The following is an 18,443-nucleotide window of genomic DNA, read 5'->3' on the forward strand; positions in this document are numbered from 1 at the left end:
CTAAAAGATGGGCTTTATGGATATTCCTTATTATAATAGCCGCAATGACTTTATTTCCTATCGTGATGGCATTGTTAGGCTCATTCAAGTCGAACGCAGAACTAACGGCGGGAGCAACGATTTTACCAGATGTGTGGCACTTTAAAAATTATGCCGAGGTTTGGCAGCAAGCCCATTTTTCCACCTACACGTGGAATAGCCTGTATGTTAGTATCCTTACGACGGTAGGGACACTTATAGTTGCATCCATGGCGGCGTATGCTGTAGATCGGCTCAATTATGTTGGGAAAAGCGTATATGTCGCTCTACAAGCTGCTACAATGTTTATTTCCATAGGGGCGGTTGTCCTTCGACCGCAGTTTGAATTGATGGTTAAGCTTCAGCTGCATACGTCTCTGACAGGCGTTATCCTTATTCTGGTCAGCGGACATGCTTATATTTTCTTCATCCTGCTTAGCTTCGTTAAAGCGATTCCGCGGGAATTGGATGAAGCTGCTATGATCGATGGATGCTCCAAGGTGTGGATATTTACAAGAATTATTTTTCCCTTATTAAAACCGGGGCTCGGCGTGGCCGCTTTGTTTACTTTCCGAAACGCCTGGAACGAATACATATTGCCGCTTGTGTTCACGATGAGCCAGCCGAAGCTGCAAACCTTAACGGTCGGGCTTGCTGGCTTGCGGTATGGCATCGCCTCGGCGGCCCAAACGCATTATATGATGGCCGGTGCATGCTTGTCGATTTTGCCGCTGCTCATCGTTTATGTGCTGGCTAATAAAACCTTCATGCAGGTCACATCGGGATCTGTCAAAGGTTAACTTTAGGGGGAGCTTGCCCCCTGATATTTTAGGAAAGAAGGGAATTTCATGAACGTCCTCCGATTGGAAAAGCTGCTGAGTAATGCTGCCAATCCCAGCTATAGCAAGGCGTTGGACCAGCTTCATGCGCTCTCCAAAAGCGCACAGGAGATCGACTATAAGATCACTGATGGGGAACGTGGTAATTGGACTCACTACTATTATTGTCATCATGACGCAGCCCGCCTCCAATTCGATTGGAGCTCTCCGAAGCAGCATCTATGTCCAGTCTGCTCTAAGACATGGACAGGGGAGCCGTTCGATGCGGCTTGGGTAACGCTGGCTCACTCGCAGCTCGGCATTGGGATGAAGCATCTCGCATTAAGCTGCTTGATTGACGATGATATAGAAGCATTGGGCAAGGTCAAGGCAGTGCTGCTCGATTATGCCCAATATTACGCCAATTATGAGATTCACGGAGATATTCCTTACAACGGACCGGGAAAGCTATTCGCCCAAACGTTGGATGAAGCCCATTGGATTATCGATATTTGTTATGCGTACCGCTTTGTTGAGCGCATGCTTACTGACGAAGAGAAGCAGCTGATTCGCAGCGGCTTGCTGCTGCCCTGTGCGGAATTCCTTATCGAGCATAAAGAAAAGCAGCTGCATAATCATGCGGTTCTGATTACTTCCGCGATAGCGATGCTTGGTTTTCTTCTTGAGGATGAAGCCATTCATCTGGCCGGCTTGAAGGGAGAGTATGGCCTCCTTGATCAAATTGACCGCGGTGTATTAGCAGACGGGATGTGGTATGAAGGAGCTTTTCAATATCATTTCTACGGATACCACTCGCTTCTGCAATATGCCATTTTGGTTGAACACACGGAATGGGATCTTAAGGCGCACCCTACGCTTAAGAAAATGTTCGATTTCCCGCTGGGATATATATTACCGGATGGTACACTGCCGAATCTCAATGATGCGAGTTATACGGCAAACATTCAGAGGCTGGCGCCCTACTATGAAATCGCTTTTGATTGGTACGGAGATGCCCGGTATGGCGAGCTTTTACGATTGGCGTATGGATTTAGTAACCCGAATGAGGAGCAAAAGGATTCCGATCCATTTAGTGAAAGAAATGTGCAGCAAAGCTGGAAGGCTACTTCGGATGCTCCTGTAGACCGTGATTCCCTTGAAGCGCTTTGGTTTGGTGAAGAATTGGACAACGGGCAGCATGAGAAGACCTCCGCAGCTCAGGATGCGGCTACCGGAGATCGTTCTCTGGCTCAGCTCCTCATGTCAGACACCACCTCGGATGCCAGCGGGTTGACCAAGCTTGTAAACCGCAAGGGCTGGCATTTGCTGATTAAGCACAGCAAGTTTGGCGGAGAGCACGATCATATGGATAGACTTGGCTTGTCATTCGGAGCCGGGAGTGTGCCGTTGTTCATCGACCCAGGCACCACGGCGTACGGAGTTCCAGCGCATTACGGATGGTTCAAGCATACGTATTCCCATAATACCGTGAGTATTAACGGTAAGGACCAACCACCGGCTGACGGAAAGCGGCTTCAATATCATCAAGAGCACTGGGGCTCCTGGATCGAAAGTGCAGTGGAATGGAATGATTCAGCTTATACGGTCAAGGACTCCATTATTTTGCCTGAGGAGATGTGCCCCTGGGATGATCAAGCCTATGACGGGGTTAGCCTGCGGAGAGTGAATATGGTTACTGAGCACTTGCTGCTGGATATGGTTAAGGTGACGGTACCGGATGAACGGACCATCGATTTGTTATATCATTTGAGCGGCGAGCTGGCGGATAACAGCTTATGGCAGCCTTCCGATGCTGAACTTAGCGAGCTGGGAGAGCATTGGCTTCAAGATAAAATGAGTAAGCAGCTAGTCGCTGGGCAGCACTTGGAATGGAAAATGAGAGAAGGGATGCTGCAGCAGGTAAGCTGGTGCTCGAACCCAGTTCAGCTAATTACTGCAAGTACAGTTGATAACCCGCCGAACCGGTCCAGGCAAACACTCGTTCAGAGGGTTAGCGGCTCTAGGGAGCGGGAAGTTTTGTTTATTAATGCGTTTTCTTATAACAATAAGATGGATCGGCAAGGACAGATTTCGGGACACTTGAAGCTGAATGCTGGGACAAAAAGCGATGACAGCTTGCTGCTGGAGCTGACGCTTTCTGATGTGGAGTTAAGTTTTACATTGGACTGGAATGGGGAACAGGCAGTACTGGAGCAGGTGAAATAGAGTCTTTGCCAAAATGATTGCTTCCGCTGTGAGGGGCGTTAAGCTGCCAAATCATTTTAAGACGACAAAGTAAAGGAAGGGGAATACTGCTATGAAGCCCAATATACTGCTAATCTCAGTAGATCAGATGCGCGGGGATTGCCTCAGTATATTAAATCATCCAGTAGTGGATACGCCTAATCTGGATCAGCTGGCTCGCAGCGGCGTCTTGTTTCGCAACGCCTATTCCGCGACGCCAAGCTGTATTCCAGCTCGTACGGCGATGCTCACAGGGATGAGTCAGCGCAGTCACGGAAGGGTAGGCTATCAGGATAAAGTCCCATGGGATTATAAGCATACGCTTCCCTCGGTTCTGGTTGAGGCAGGATACCATACTCAATGCGTAGGCAAGATGCACGTATACCCAGCGCGCAATCTGTGCGGGTTTCACAATGTTGTGATGCACGATGGATACCTGCACCACAACCGGATTCGTTCGGCGAATACGGTGACGGAGTCATTCGACAGCTGCGATGACTATTTGCCATGGCTCCGGGAGAGGGCAGGGGCGAATTGTGACCTGCTGGATCTCGGGCTGGACTGCAATGCCTCGACGGTAGCCCGTCCATGGCATTTGCAGGAAGCGTTGCATCCAACCAATTGGGTTGTGACCCAGTCCATTGATTTTCTCCGCCGCCGTGACCCGCAGAAGCCTTTTTTCTTAAGCATGTCCTTTGTTAGGCCGCATCCGCCGTTTGATCCGCCGCAGGCATTTTTGGACATGTATACGTGCGTTGACATGCCGAACCCTGTTGTTGGGGAATGGGCAGAAGCGGCAGATCCCGACCGCAATGGGCTCAATCCCATAACTAACAGAGGGATCGTACCTGGAAACAGGCTGAGAAGAGCGCAAGCCGCTTATTATGCTCTGATTACACATATCGACCATCAGATTGGAAGGTTTCTACAATCGATGTTAGAGTATGGTGTGCTGCATAATACAATCATCCTGTTCACTTCGGATCATGGAGAACTTCTGGGTGATCATCATCTGTTTCGTAAAGCATTGCCTTATGAAGGAAGTGCCAAGGTTCCTTTTATACTCGCCGATCCCGGTGGCCTATTAAATTTGCACAAGAATATCCTCAACGATCATGTGATAGAAATTAGAGATATTATGCCGACTTTGCTTGATGCAGCAGGGGCATCAATCCCTGATACCGTTGACGGCCTAAGTCTGCTCCCATTGGCTAGGGGCGAGAGTGTACAGTGGCGTAATGATATTCATGGAGAGCATGAGTGTAAAGACATGTCTAATCATTACATGACGGATGGTATCCAGAAGTATATCTGGTTTTCCCAAACGGGTCGTGAGCAATTGTTTGATCTAAGTCAGGATCCGCAGGAGACAACGAATCTGGTTGAGGATACGCGATATAAGGTTAGTCTGGATAACTGGAGAGGACGGCTCGCGGCAGAATTGGCTGATCGAGAGGAAGGCTATAGCGACGGGAAACAGTTATTTGTCGGCTGCCATGCGCAAACGGTGCTTAAACGATCATTGGGCGATGCGCCCGGTTGACTTTTTAATGGACTTGGTGTAAAAATAAAGTTAGTTGAATCTCTTTATAAATTCATTGACGAGAACGAGTATGCTAAATCCTTGTCCCCCAGAGAGTTGGCCCTGTGCTGAAAGCCAATGTTCAAGACTTAGCGGAAAATCCTCTCCGAGAAGGAAAGCTGAAGCAATTAAGTAAGCTGTCCCGGGATCCCGCCGTTACAAGGGCCGCGTATGATGGTACGCAGCATGAGGAGTCGTTAGGTCATATGGATATGATCGTTACGGAATTAGGGTGGTATCGCGAGAGCTAATCTCGTCCCTTATGGGACGGGATTTTTTTGTTTTTTTATTTGAAGAAAGGATGATCAACATGAGAAAAGTGGATGTGAAAGAAAAAGCAAGAACCCGGGAACTGCGTGTTCTTGAACAATGGAAACAAAATGATACGTTCGGCAAATCGATCGAAAACCGCGTGGGCAAGCCAAACTTTGTTTTTTACGAGGGTCCTCCGACTGCAAACGGAAAACCTCATATCGGGCATGTGCTTGGCCGTGTTATTAAAGATTTCATCTGCCGTTACAAAACGATGTCAGGATACCGTGTCGTTCGCAAAGCCGGTTGGGACACTCACGGTCTCCCTGTTGAGCTTGGTGTGGAGAAGGAGCTCGGCATCTCCGGCAAACAAGAAATCGAAAAATATGGCGTAGCCGAATTCGTAGAGAAATGCAAAAGCAGCGTATTCGAATATGAGAGGCAGTGGCGTGAGCTTACGGAGGCGATTGGATACTGGACGGATATGGATAATCCGTATATCACACTAACCAACGGTTATATCGAGAGTGTATGGCATATTTTGTCCGAAATCCATTCTAAAGGATTGCTGTATAAGGGCCATCGCGTAAGCCCATACTGTCCGTGCTGTCAAACAACGCTCAGCTCCCACGAAGTGGCGCAAGGCTATGAAGATGTGAAGGACTTGAGCGCAACAGTAAAGTTCAAAAGCAAGAGCGGAGACGAATCGTTCCTTGCATGGACGACAACTCCATGGACGCTGCCGGCTAACGTGGCGCTAGCTATGAATAAAGATATCGACTACGCCAAAGTTAAACAAAACGGCGAAGTCTATATTGTCGCAATGAATCTCGTTGAAAAGCTGTTTAAAGAGGATTATGAAGTTTTATCGACGCATAAAGGAGCCGAGTTTGTAGGTACATCTTATGAACCTCCTTTTGGATATTTCAGCGTGAACAAAGGACATATTGTTGTAGATGCGGACTATGTCAGTGATTCAAGTGGAACGGGTATCGTCCATATCGCTCCGGCTCATGGGGAGGACGACTATCGTACGGCTCGTCAGCACGAGCTGGATTTCGTTAACGTAGTTAACTTAGCCGGATGTTATACCGATCAAATCACCGATTTTGCGGGACGGTTTGTTAAGGATTGCGATGTCGATATCGTGAAATATTTGTCCGCGCGCGACCTGTTATTCTCTAAGGAGCGCTACGAGCATAGCTATCCGTTCTGCTGGCGCTGCAAATCGCCTCTGCTTTATTACGCAATGGAGAGCTGGTTCATCAAAACGACAGCGGTCAAGGACCAGTTGATCGAGAACAACAGTAAAATTGCCTGGTACCCTCCACATCTGCGTGAAGGCCGTTTTGGCAAATTTCTGGAGGAGCTCGTCGATTGGAACATCAGCCGGAACCGTTATTGGGGTACACCGCTTAATGTTTGGGCATGCGAGGATTGTGGTTCTGAATATGCGCCGGGAAGCTACAAGGATTTGCAAGAGAGAGCGATTGAGCCGATCGGTGAAAACTTGGAGCTGCATAAGCCTTATGTAGATGAAGTGAAGCTTCGCTGCTCTTGCGGTGGAGTCATGACAAGGACACCGGAAGTGATCGATGTTTGGTTCGACAGCGGATCGATGCCATTTGCACAGTATCATCATCCGAGAGGAAACGAAGAGCTGTTCCACGAGCAGTATCCAGCTGATATGATCTGCGAAGGAATCGACCAAACGCGAGGCTGGTTCTTCAGCCTGCTGGCCGTTTCGACGCTCTATAATGGTCAATTGCCATATAAAGCGGTGCTGTCGACTGGACATATCCTTGATGAAAATGGGCAAAAGATGTCCAAGAGCAAAGGAAATGTTATCGATCCTTGGGAGATCATTGAGGAGCTGGGGACAGATGCATTCCGTTGGGCTTTGCTGGCTGATAGCGCACCTTGGAACAGCAAGCGGTTCTCTAAGCAAATCGTAGCTGAAGCAAAATCGAAAGTAATCGATACGATTAACAATACACATGCTTTTTACGCGTTGTATGCAACGATTGATCAATATAAGCCTGAAGAGCATCCGCGGCTGGATTCTGCGAACTTATTGGATCGCTGGATTTTGTCGAGAGTGAACAGCACTTTGCAAAATGTTGTCACTGGGCTTGAGGTCAACGATTTCTTGAATCCTGCGAAGCAGATCGAAGCGTTCATCGAAGAGCTGAGCAACTGGTACATCCGCCGCTCCCGTGACCGTTTCTGGGGCAGCGAAATGACTTCGGATAAAGTAGCAGCGTACCAGACATTGCGCGAAGTGCTGCTGACTCTCGCACGAATGATTGCGCCATATGCGCCGCTAATCGCGGATGATCTGTACAATAACCTCGGAGGCGAGGGAAGTGTGCATCTCGCAGACTATCCTTTGGTGAACGATGCTGCCATTGATAGAGCACTTGAGAGCGACATGGAAACCGCAAGGCAGATTGTTGAGCTCGCGCGCAATATCAGGAATGAAACTAGCATTAAGAACCGTCAACCCCTGTCAGAGCTGGTTGTTTCGCTTACACGGGATTTCAATCTAAGCCAGTTCGAGGATATCATCAAAGATGAGATTAATGTTAAAGAGATCCGTGTGGAACAAAGCGACAGCGGCTTCGCTCAATACAGCTTGAAGCTGAATCTTAAGGCTGCAGGCAAAAAGTACGGTAAATTCGTAGGTCCGGTGCAAAGCCAGCTGAAGCAATTATCTGCTTCCGCCTCCAAACAAGCGGTGGATAGCGGCTTCCTGGATTTAACGATTGATGGAGAAGCGCTTCACATCACTCTTGATGAGCTGCTTGTTGAGAAACAAGCCAAAGAGGGCTTTACTTCCGCATCGGGTTATCAAATGATTGTGGCTCTGAATACAGCAATTACCGAGGAGCTGGAGCAGGAGGGGCTTGTTCGCGAGGTCATTCGGGTCATTCAGGATTACCGTAAAAAGCTGGAGCTTCCGATAGAGAAGCGTGTTGACCTCGTTCTCGATGTCGATTCACAGCTGAAAGCGGCATTGGAGCGTTTCGATCATGTTCTGCAGGATAGTGTACTGTTAGCGAGTGTACGCTACGCTGAAGCAGAGGGTATGGAAACTATAGCAATTGGAGATAGAACGCTTCGGTTGTTTATTGAGTCTTAATTAATCTATACAAAAGAGCCTTCAAACCACATAAGGGTGGTATTGAAGGTTCTTTTTCATAAGATCGGACTTTACAATAGGGGAAGTCTCTCTCTTGCTGGGGGGAGGGGGGCAGTATGAACATTTTCTTCTTTCGTATGCTATGTCTTTGGATCCATTCTAACATGAATTCCGTTGATTGACGGAACGTCGATCCTTTATTTTTTGAAAACCCATCCCATTTCATGATGTAGCGGAACTACGATGCGTTATTGCGACTTTTAATAGACTGAAATGACCTATTTACAACAAATAAGAGATCCTAGTTCCGTTTCACTTGAATAATAGCGTTAAAACAAGGAAATAGCGCACCTCACTTCCCTTCATCCTTCTAAGCGAGTGATTGGCAGCGTTATAGGAGATGAAGACACGCCATCGTGGGGTTCGACCTACCACCATGCAACGCCACAACGCGCCAACTTTGAAGGTACATATGGAATACTACAACGGGGAGTATGGCTATGAATACCGGATCGAAGAGCGGATAGGAAGCAAGGAAGTATGCGGCTTTTTATGCGCTGCAGCGCTGCATGTGGTACTATCACGATGAGGCGGATTCGCCAGGTTTAAGGAGGCTGCTATGGAAACGGTATATCGTAACGAAGTACTTATCATTGAAGACGACGACAACATAAGACGTTTTGTAACTATTAATTTGGAAAGAAACGGATTTAAAGTCTCTGAGGCTGCTTTGGGCAGAGAGGCTTTGCGCATTATCGACTTAAACCGGCCTGATGTTATCGTGCTTGATCTCATGCTTCCGGATATGGACGGATTTGAAATTTGCAGGAAGCTCAGGGAAAGCGATCCCGACATTGTCATTATTATTGTAACGGCACGCGGCCAGGATATGGATAAAATAAAAGGTCTGGGGCTTGGAGCCGACGATTATATCGTTAAGCCGTTTAATCCTTTGGAGCTTGTAGCCCGAATTCGAACGGTGCTGCGCCGTACTCAGCATGTGGAGAAACGGCAAAGAAAGGTACTTCAATCCGGTCCGATCCGGATAGATCTGGATTCGAATAAATTGTTTAAACATGACTGTTTAATAGAAGTAACACCCAAGGAATACCAGCTGGTCAAAGTATTTGTAGAGAACCCGGATCAGGCGTTATCGAGGAATGAATTGCTAAACCTTGTGTGGGGTGAGGATTTCGTTGGCGATACTAAAACGGTGGATGTCCATGTCCGCAAACTAAGGGAGAAGCTTGAAGACGACAGCTCCAAACCGCTGCTGATCGAAACCGTCTGGGGCTTGGGATACCGTTGGAGAAAGGACGATTGAATTGCTTGGAATCCAAAAAAGATTAGTCGGTAGCTACCTTATAGTTATTTTGATCACGGTGTTGATCCTGGAATTGTTTCTTATCTTTTTCGTCAGGTACTATTATTATCACAATATAGAACGGATTATGATGAATCAAGCGGAACTGTCCGCTACTTTTTTTAATCAATATTTTGCAGACGAGGATTTGGAGAAGCAGTCGGAAAGGTTATTAAAAGGATTTTCGCAGCATTCCACCGCGCAAGTCCAGATTATCGGTACATCCGGGCAGATTCTTCAAGACTCTTCAGGAAAGCGCATGGATGCGCATGCAGCCGATTATCAGGATGTGCAGGAAGCATTCAGCGGCAATACAGGCTCCTGGAGAGGGTATGATCCCCGCACGCATGAAGCTATTCTCGCCGTATCTTATCCGCTGAAGGCAGACCAAACTACTGTAGGGATTGTCCGTTTCATTACCTCTTTAACGGATACGAACACAACCATCGCCCAAATTTCGGCCATTTTTATCGCTGTGGGCGTTGTTGTTGTAGTAATCGTCGCCGTTCTCGGCATCGTTGTTTCAAGAACAATTACAGGCCCGATCAGGGAGCTTAAGCTGGCGGCCGAAAAAATGGCCGAAGGCGACTTTACAGTGACCGCAAGGAAACGGTATCAGGACGAGCTTGGGACATTAGCTGATATTTTAACGATGATGGCCGCTACAATCCGGCGTAACGAGCGACTTAAAAATGATTTTATTTCATCGGTTTCCCACGAGCTGAGAACCCCGCTGACTTCTATTAAAGGCTGGACGATAACGCTGAAATCAAGCTCTGAGGACGGAAAGGTCGATCTCATTGAAGGGCTGGATATCATCGAGGCCGAAAGCGACAGGCTGACACGGCTTGTGGATGAGCTGCTTGATTTTTCCAAAATGGATAATGGGCGATTGATGCTAAGCTGCGCCCCACTTCAGATTGGGGAGCTGCTTCAACATATCGGCAAGCAATTAGCTCCCAGAGCTGCACGTCAGGGCATTTCTCTGGAAGTGAGTTCAGATGCACCCCTCCCTCTCCTTCAAGCTGATGAAAACCGATTGAAGCAGGTATTCATTAATTTGGTCGATAACTCGCTTAAATTTACTGAACCCGGCGGAGCTATCAAGATCCATGCCCGCCCGACTCATGAGCAGATCATTATAACCGTCGAGGATACAGGATCAGGTATTGCGGAGCAGGATTTGGAGCATGTTTTCCAAAAGTTTTACAAGGGAAGCAGTCATACTGCTGGAAGCGGTATTGGTCTGTCTATATCCGAGCAAATTATTAAGCTGCATGGCGGGCAATTGAGAATAAACAGCCGTGTTGGAAAGGGAACAACAGTCGAAATTAGTTTGCCGTATAAGGCTTGGAGCTAAATTTAACTTTTTCATAACCCTTTCTACTTCTTAACCTTATAAAATAAAAATCAGGATCGTGACAAGAGAGGCGAAACGAATGATCAGCAAACCGCTCAGGGTAGGAATGATCTTAACGGTGTTATGGATAATAACCGGGTGCGGTATGCCAGCTACTCCTATCGATTTGATCAAACCCCCCTCCCCGGAAGGAAGCTTCCAGAAGGGCAATTTACGCGCCACTCTTCTAGCCTTGCTCCCTGATGGAGCGCGTTTGCTTACTCCAAACCATGGCGATGAGAACCAAGTCGCTTCATTCGGAGACGTGGACGGTGACGGGGTGGATGAAGCTGTGATCGTGTATGAGGAAAGCTCGATTGACGAAAAAATGATTAAAGCTTCGTTGTTGAAGCAGCAGAATGCGGTATGGAGGATCGTTGGCGACGCCAAAGGTCTTGGTTACGGAGTCGATTATGTCCGTCTGACTGATCTTAATGGGGACGGTACTTCCGAAATTATGCTGGGATGGTCTCTGGGTGCAGGAGGCACTGGAATGGACATCTATGAATGGAAAAATAACGCATTTAAGCTATGGGGCAAACAAGGGTACGATAATCCTCTCCAATTGGAAATAATCCCGGGTCAAGCGGGTAACTAGCAGGATCAGCCTAAGAGAGGACCGGCAGTAGAGCGCCCAAGCCATTCTGTGACGCTGCTTTCAGGAGGTACTTCACAAATATGAATGGCAATGGCAAAAGAGGGCAATTGGATTTTTTATTGCTTATCGTTACGGTGCTGCTAGTCGGCTTTGGTCTAGTCATGATCTTTAGCGCCAGCTCGCCTTTGGCTATATATAAATACAACATACCTTCGTATTACGTTTATAAGCAGAGCTTGTTTGCGATTATAGGATTAGCTTCCATGTTTTTGTTTATAGGCATACCCTATCCGTTCTGGCAAAAAACCGCGCCTTACCTGTTGCTAATTTCACTGCTGCTGCTCATCCTCGTATTAATTGTCGGAACATCCGTCAACGGAGCGAGGAGATGGTTTATGGTGGGCGGCCTCACTCTCCAACCGGCTGAATTCACGAAGCTATCGATCATTATCTACTTGTCCGCGCTCATTAGCAAGAAAGGCGACAAGACCCGTCTGTTCAAGAGAGGCTTGCTGCCCATTCTGATCGTGGTCGGGCTCATCTTTCTGCTTATTATGCTGCAGCCGGATTTTGGTACCGTACTGATCCTGCTATTTATAGTAGGAACGATTATATTGATTGGCGGTTTTAATTGGCGCCACCTGTTCATGCTCGGTTTGGGGCTGGTTCCGCTGTTCATTTATTTGGCTGTCAGCAAAAGCTATCGATTGAAACGGATTACTTCGTATATGAATCCTTTCGATACTCCTTCCGATTCCGGTTATCAGCTGGTACAGTCGCTCTATGCCTTGGGACATGGCGGGCTTACGGGCGCAGGGCTCGGAGGAAGTGTGCAGAAATTTTTATATTTACCGGAGGCGCATACGGATTTTATTTTTGCCGTGATTGGTGAGGAATGGGGATTTGTAGGATGCGGGCTGTTTATCCTGGTCTTTATTCTCTTTATATGGCGGGGATGCTTGGCAGCAGTCCGATGTCAGGAGCTATTTGGCGTTCTGCTCGCGATGGGCATCGTTGCGATGATCTCTATTCAAGCTCTGCTTAATCTTGGCGCCGTTACCGGCAGCTTGCCTATTACGGGCGTGCCGCTTCCTTTTATAAGCTATGGCGGTTCTTCATTAATTCTTTGCATGGCCAGCACCGGTATGTTATTAAGCATTTCCCGGGACCAAAGGCAATGACATCAGCTGGCATCATGGGATTAGCCTAGCCCAGCATAAAAAATAATCTACTTAAACATGGGTGAAGGAGCGCAAGTTAATGTTAACGGAAATCGACTATCGAATATTTCAATTTATTAATCTAACAGCCGGTAAAGACAGCTTCATCTACCTGCTGATGCGTTTTTTTGCGGAGCAGGCCGTCTATTTATTCGTTCTCTGCTTGCTGGTGTATGGGCTAACTCGTTCGGAGCGAAATCGGCTGATGGTTCTGGAAACGATCGTGGCATCCGGCGCAGCGTTTGGCGTCAGCAAATTATGCGGCATCTTCTTTTTCCGGGAACGTCCGTTTGTCGCACATGATGTCATCCAATTGATTGCTCATCATGCTACGGCTTCTTTTCCAAGCAATCATGCAACCGGCACATTCGTTATCGCGGCAGTTCTTCTGCTGTACCGCAAGCCTATAGGATGGGTTTTGTTCCTGTTAGCATGCTGTGTGTCGTTCTCCAGAGTATGGGTCGGGGTTCACTACCCGCTGGATATAGTGGGCGGCATGGTCAATGGCATTTTGTGCGCGATTGTGATTCGTATTGTTGTAAGCAAATGGGCTTGGGCCCAGCATATGCTGCTCTCGATTGTTCGCTTATATGAACGGGTTGAACAGCGAATACTTACACGCATTGGCAAGAGCCCGCGGCAGCTAACCAAATAAGGCGGCGTATATGAATGGCTTCTACTAGAGGTTTTCTTAAAATATCAGACTTGATAAGTTTTCAGCGAAGCTGAACAAGTCTGATATTGCAAGAAAAGCTACAGCTAAGCCACGAATGTATCATCATCGAAGGGTCTTCGAACCGAAGCTTTTCTTATACAGAAAGTTTAAGTGCTTATAGCACTAAAGTGGAAATACCCTGTCTAATGTTGCGTAAGTCATGAGAAGCGAGACCGGATGTTCGAAGGTTGCTTTCTTTGTAAAGGACATACAGGATTACTGTTACGTCTGCCGAAAGAAAACCGTTAGATGGAAATCCTCCCGTTAATCCAGCCTGGATATCGTTTGAAAGCAATCTAACTGGAAAAACTCCTGCTAATCTAGGTGATAGGGATGATATCTGCCAAAATCCTTAGAATTAGCAGGAGAAATTCCAGTTATAGGGCTAGTAAGGCTATGTTTGGGGGAAAATAACGTGACAATTTCCCGATAATTGCGTGCGTGGAGTTCAATGGGCTGCCATGCCATGCTGTAAACTAACCCCGAATCCCGATACCCGCGATTAGCACACGTTTGAAAGCAAGCTCATCTCTGCTATTCGCTGAGAATACCTAAGAAGGGCTACTATCTCAAAAGGGTAAGAGCGAATGAATCCCATAGAATGTGCAAAAGAATCTTTAAGCTTTTGCCACCCTATATGTAGATAAAATGATGGATGGGATGTTCCAAAATGAATTTCGGGACAGCACTTTCCAAGGACGGCCGCAAGACATTTTTCATATAATATCAGACTTGATAAGTTTTCAGCGGAGCTGAACAAGTCGGATATTGCAAGAAAAGCTACAGCTTAAACACGAATGTATCTTCATCGAAAAGGCTTCGATCCGAAGGTTTTCTTGAATATCGTAATATTTACCAACAGAGTAAATGATTGAGATATGTTGGACGTTTAGGTCAAGAGGCTGAACCCGCTTCTAATTTGGAATGCATCATTCTATCACGAGGGAGTAGACCCGAATGATCCCTATCAATGAAATGAAACATATACTGGCTCAATCCGATATGGCTTCACTGATAGCCTACGTTGAAACGTTCCAGCCGTATGATTTGGCCAACTGTGTAGAAAGACTCGAACCGACGGAACAGCTGGAGCTTTTAGGATTATTGCCCCCGGATCGGTCTGCTTCGATATTGGAATATTTGGAGCCTGTGCTGCAATATCGAATATTGAATGAACTGGAGGAGGCCCAAACATCGCTGGTATTGAATGAAATGTCTAGCGATGTGGTTGTCGATATGATGTTGGCCTTGCATCGCCATCAGGCGGACAGGTTGCTGGAGCTACTTCCGGAGATTTACCGGCGAAAGCTTCAGACGTTAATGACCTTCCCGGAACATACGGCTGGCAGCTTGGCAACCATCGATTATATCGCTGCCCGAAGCACGTGGACTATTGAGAGAACGCTGCAGCATATCCGAAAAATCGGGCATGAGGCCGAAATCACGTCCTATGTCTACGTCACCGGAAATAAAGGTGAGCTTGTAGGTGTAGTTTCGTTGAAAAATATTATTTTAGCGGAGCCCAAAACGGAAATATCGGAGATTGTAACCGGGGATGTAATTTCGGTGCCAGCGTCTATGGAGCAGGAGGAGGCAGCAGAGCTTTTATTCCGATACGATCTGGTTGCCCTCCCTGTAATTGATGCAAAAAAACGATTAATTGGTGTAATTACAGTTGACGACCTGATTGATGTCATGCAGGAGGAAGCAACGGAGGATATTCAAAAGCTGGGCGGCAGTCAACCGTTAACGGACACTTATTTCAAATCTTCTGTGTTTCATCTCTACAGAAAACGAATTATTTGGCTGTTGATTTTATTTGTGGCAGAAACGTATACGGGGACTGTGCTAAGGCACTATGAAGAGACGTTGTCCGAGGTCATAGCACTGTCGTTCTTCATTCCATTGCTGATCGGTACCGGAGGAAACACAGGAACCCAAACCGTGTCCACGCTTGTACGTGCGCTTGCTGTTGGCGAAGTGAAGTTCAGCGATATTTTCAGGGTCATCCGCAAAGAAGTTTCGACCGGCCTCATGACAGGCGCCACAATTTCATTGATAGCCTATATTCGAGCCTTGATTCTTGGGGTTGAATCGAATATTGGACTTGTTGTCGGCATAACAGCTATGGCCATCGTCATTTGGGCGTCCTTTGTCGCAGCTGTCCTACCTTTAATCCTGCACAAGCTGAAAGCGGACCCTGCAGTTATCTCTGGGCCTTTTATAACCACGCTGGTGGACGGTACCGGACTTATTATTTATTTCACGATTGCCAAGGTATTACTTCATTTATAGTGTTACATGCAAGCCTGCTATGGTTTCCGAGTTGTAGATCTTGGACTGTAGCTTGCTGTGTCGGCCTCAACAACTCTCCTTGGCTTACACCCGCGGGGAGTTTTATTTTGCCAAAAATATTTCTTGAAATAAAACGCGTTAGAGCGGAGTTGAATATATTGCTTAGTAAGCTCAAACAACTGGATATGCCGATTCTGTTCATTTTAAGCATTTTTTTAGTACTCAGCACTGTTGTCATTTACAGCGCAACCTTTGAAACCAGTTATGAAGGCCTGTATAAAAACAATCTCATCACATTTGGAGTATTGTTTATTCCCATGATCGGATTGAGCTTATTGGATTATCGTGTTATCATCCACCGATTTTCCTATATTTTATATGGCTCCGGTATTTTACTGCTGCTTTTCGTTTCCTTTAAAGGTATGCAAATTAACGGGGCTCAGCGCTGGCTTTCATTAGGCGGGATGGTATTTCAACCATCGGAGATTATGAAGCTATTCCTTATTATGGCTTTGGCCAAATGGCTGAAAAACCGTGACGGACTGCCGATTCGGATATGGCATGAATTGATTCCCGCGGCGCTTTTGGTAGGCATTCCCTTTTACATGGTGCTGAAGCAGCCTGATTTGGGTACCTCGATCGTATTATTATGCATTTTCATCGGGATATTATGGATTGGAAACATGCAGTGGAAGCACATCCTAATAGGCACTTTAGGTGCAGCTTCAGCAATTGCAGGCATTGTTTTTCTCTATTTCTACGATTTTGAGCTGTTTTCCGCAATTGTGAAGCCACACCAACTGCAGCGTATTCAAACGTTTCTTGATCCTCTGTCTGATCCGGATCGAAGCTGGCATGTCGTTAATTCCATCCGAGCCATCGGCACCGGACAATTAAGCGGTGAGGGCTATCTTAACGGGTTGTTTATTCGCAGAGGCTTTATACCGTACAGCTACGCGGATTCCATATTTGTCGTGATAGGGGAGGAATTCGGATTTTTGGGCTGCGCTGTTCTGCTGATGATTTATTTTCTGCTTATTTACCGGATGGTTCGGATTTCCATAGATACTCAGGACATAGAAGGCAGGTATTTAATTGTCGGTGTAATTTCGATGTTTTCGCTGCAAATATTTGAAAATATCGCGATGCATATCGGCCTCATGCCATTGACGGGGATCGCGCTGCCTTTCGTCAGCTATGGAGGCAGCTCGCTGTTGACAAACATGCTGGCGGTCGGGTTGGTTTTGAGTGTCAAGCTGCATCCACGTTGAAAAAAAGAACGGCTCCATCGCAATTGCTTGCGAACAGAGCCGTTCTTTTATTTTAAAAAAACGTCAATAGCTGTTTCTTGATCTCTTCGTTGGTTCCATCGACTACGATTTGGTTTTGCGGTTTATCGAACAGAGCTTGAATTTGCTCCGGGTAAGTCTGGCTAATATTGCGCAGCCGGATAGACTCATCGAACTTGGCCGGATGAGCTGTCGAAAGTGCGACCGTTACTTCTCCGTCAGCTGCAAGCTTATCGGATGCTGCTACACCGCAGGCGGTATGGGGATCCAGCAGGTAGCCATACTTCTCGTGATATTCCTGGATTGTGTTCAGGCAATCCTCGTTATCCACACTATAAGCGGAGAAATCAGCTTGCACACGCTTCAACAATTGTTCTGGAATGACGATGCGTCCTTCTGCCTTGAACTGTGCCATGAGAGAAGTGACAGTAGCTGCGTCTCCTCCATACAGATAGAACAAGTAACGCTCGAAGTTGCTTGCCACTTGAATGTCCATCGACGGACTGTACGTACCGCGGAAATCCCCAGGTTGATACAAGCCTTCGTTTACGAAACGCGCCAGGATGTTGTTCTCGTTCGTCGCCAATATGAGCTTGTGAATGGGAAGACCCATTTGCTGAGCGAGGTAACCGGCAAAAATATCGCCAAAGTTGCCTGTCGGTACGCTGAAGCTGATCTTCTCGGCTTGTCCTTTGTTGGCCAGCTGGAAGTAAGCATAGAAGTAGTACACGGTCTGTGCGAGAATCCGGGCAATATTGATTGAGTTAATGGCGCGCAGATGGTACTGATGCTTGAAGTCTACATCCGCGAACAATTCTTTAATAATACGCTGGCAGTCATCGAAGGTGCCTTCGACAGAGAGGTTAAGCACATTAGTGTCACTGACTGTCGTCATTTGAAGCTCCTGCACCTTACTAACCTTCTGGTGAGGATGTAAAATGCAAATGCGGATTCCTTCTTTGCCGCGTACGCCCTCGATCGCTGAAGCTCCGGTGTCGCCTGAGGTTGCTCCGAGGATATGGATGATGGAATTATTTTTACGGGAGATGTAAGAATACAGATTGCCTAGAAATTGCAGCGCTACATCCTTGAAGGCGAATGTGGGGCCATGAAACAGCTCCAACACATACAGACCTTCATTAATCTGGTGTACTGGCGTTACATCCTCATGCCGGAATGTTGAATAGCTGTCATCAACTAGCTTCTTCAGATCCGCCCGCGGAATCTCATTATTTACAAATAAGGAGAAAACCTCAAGAGCAAGCTCCTGATAAGAGAGCTGCTGCCATTGTTTAAGGGTTTCTTCCGACAGCTGAGGCAGCTGCTCAGGTACAAGCAATCCTCCGTCATCGGCAAGTCCCATCAAAATTGCGTCAATAAAGCCAGTAGGGGCTACCTGTCCCCGTGTGCTGATATATTTCATTGTATGCTCTCCTTGTGTCCAATTGAATTAGTTCCATTGTAACAAATTTGGAGGCTAGTGGTCGACCCCAAACTTGACGCGGTAT

The 18,443-nt window shown here is 47.0% G+C and carries 13 protein-coding genes and 1 other annotated feature; of the genes, 12 read left to right on the forward strand and 1 reads right to left on the reverse strand.

Going from position 1 to position 18,443, the window contains the following annotated elements; translation table 11 throughout:
* Window positions 1-44: 44 nt before the first annotated feature.
* The 12 genes from NV381_RS24610 to NV381_RS24665 all read left to right on the forward strand — a co-directional run bounded on the left by NV381_RS24610 (window position 45) and on the right by NV381_RS24665 (window position 16,917).
* Window positions 45-818, forward strand: a complete 774-nt coding sequence (locus NV381_RS24610; RefSeq protein ID WP_258215972.1) for a carbohydrate ABC transporter permease — start codon at window positions 45-47, stop codon at window positions 816-818.
* A gap of 48 nt (window positions 819-866) precedes the next feature.
* Window positions 867-3,062, forward strand: coding sequence for a heparinase II/III family protein (locus tag NV381_RS24615; RefSeq protein ID WP_258215940.1), 2,196 nt, complete (start codon window positions 867-869; stop codon window positions 3,060-3,062).
* Between the two features lie 91 nt (window positions 3,063-3,153).
* Complete coding sequence (locus tag NV381_RS24620; RefSeq protein WP_258215941.1) at window positions 3,154-4,623, forward strand: arylsulfatase; 1,470 nt, start codon at window positions 3,154-3,156, stop codon at window positions 4,621-4,623.
* 46 nt (window positions 4,624-4,669) lie between these two features.
* Window positions 4,670-4,926 (forward strand) — a binding site (T-box leader).
* A gap of 46 nt (window positions 4,927-4,972) precedes the next feature.
* Window positions 4,973-8,056, forward strand: coding sequence for an isoleucine--tRNA ligase (gene ileS / locus NV381_RS24625; RefSeq protein WP_258215942.1), 3,084 nt, complete (start codon window positions 4,973-4,975; stop codon window positions 8,054-8,056).
* 436 nt (window positions 8,057-8,492) lie between these two features.
* Window positions 8,493-8,645 (forward strand): hypothetical protein, encoded by a 153-nt coding sequence (locus NV381_RS24630; RefSeq protein WP_258215943.1) that lies wholly within the window; start codon window positions 8,493-8,495, stop codon window positions 8,643-8,645.
* A 30-nt stretch (window positions 8,646-8,675) separates the two neighbouring features.
* Window positions 8,676-9,380 (forward strand): response regulator transcription factor, encoded by a 705-nt coding sequence (locus tag NV381_RS24635; protein WP_258215944.1) that lies wholly within the window; start codon window positions 8,676-8,678, stop codon window positions 9,378-9,380.
* 1 nt (window position 9,381) lies between these two features.
* On the forward strand, window positions 9,382-10,779 hold the full coding sequence (locus tag NV381_RS24640; protein WP_258215945.1) for an ATP-binding protein: 1,398 nt from the start codon (window positions 9,382-9,384) through the stop codon (window positions 10,777-10,779).
* A gap of 79 nt (window positions 10,780-10,858) precedes the next feature.
* Entirely contained in the window at window positions 10,859-11,416 is a 558-nt protein-coding gene (locus NV381_RS24645; RefSeq protein ID WP_258215946.1) for a hypothetical protein, read from the forward strand.
* Between the two features lie 80 nt (window positions 11,417-11,496).
* On the forward strand, window positions 11,497-12,597 hold the full coding sequence (gene ftsW / locus NV381_RS24650) for a putative lipid II flippase FtsW (protein ID WP_258215947.1): 1,101 nt from the start codon (window positions 11,497-11,499) through the stop codon (window positions 12,595-12,597).
* A 79-nt stretch (window positions 12,598-12,676) separates the two neighbouring features.
* Window positions 12,677-13,291: an undecaprenyl-diphosphatase gene (locus NV381_RS24655; protein WP_258215948.1), complete on the forward strand. Its 615-nt coding sequence runs from the start codon at window positions 12,677-12,679 to the stop codon at window positions 13,289-13,291.
* 1,017 nt (window positions 13,292-14,308) lie between these two features.
* Window positions 14,309-15,646 (forward strand): magnesium transporter, encoded by a 1,338-nt coding sequence (gene mgtE / locus NV381_RS24660; RefSeq protein ID WP_258215949.1) that lies wholly within the window; start codon window positions 14,309-14,311, stop codon window positions 15,644-15,646.
* A gap of 107 nt (window positions 15,647-15,753) precedes the next feature.
* The gene (locus NV381_RS24665; RefSeq protein ID WP_258215950.1) at window positions 15,754-16,917 is read left to right on the forward strand and encodes an FtsW/RodA/SpoVE family cell cycle protein; all 1,164 of its coding nucleotides are present in this window, start codon (window positions 15,754-15,756) and stop codon (window positions 16,915-16,917) included.
* A 52-nt stretch (window positions 16,918-16,969) separates the two neighbouring features.
* Here NV381_RS24665 and thrC read toward each other — a convergent pair whose 3' ends face one another.
* Window positions 16,970-18,358 (reverse strand): threonine synthase, encoded by a 1,389-nt coding sequence (gene thrC, locus NV381_RS24670; RefSeq protein WP_258215951.1) that lies wholly within the window; start codon window positions 18,356-18,358, stop codon window positions 16,970-16,972.
* Window positions 18,359-18,443 lie beyond the last annotated feature (85 nt).

Source organism: Paenibacillus radicis (ex Xue et al. 2023) (assembly GCF_024722015.1).
Taxonomy (GTDB): domain Bacteria; phylum Bacillota; class Bacilli; order Paenibacillales; family NBRC-103111; genus Paenibacillus_S.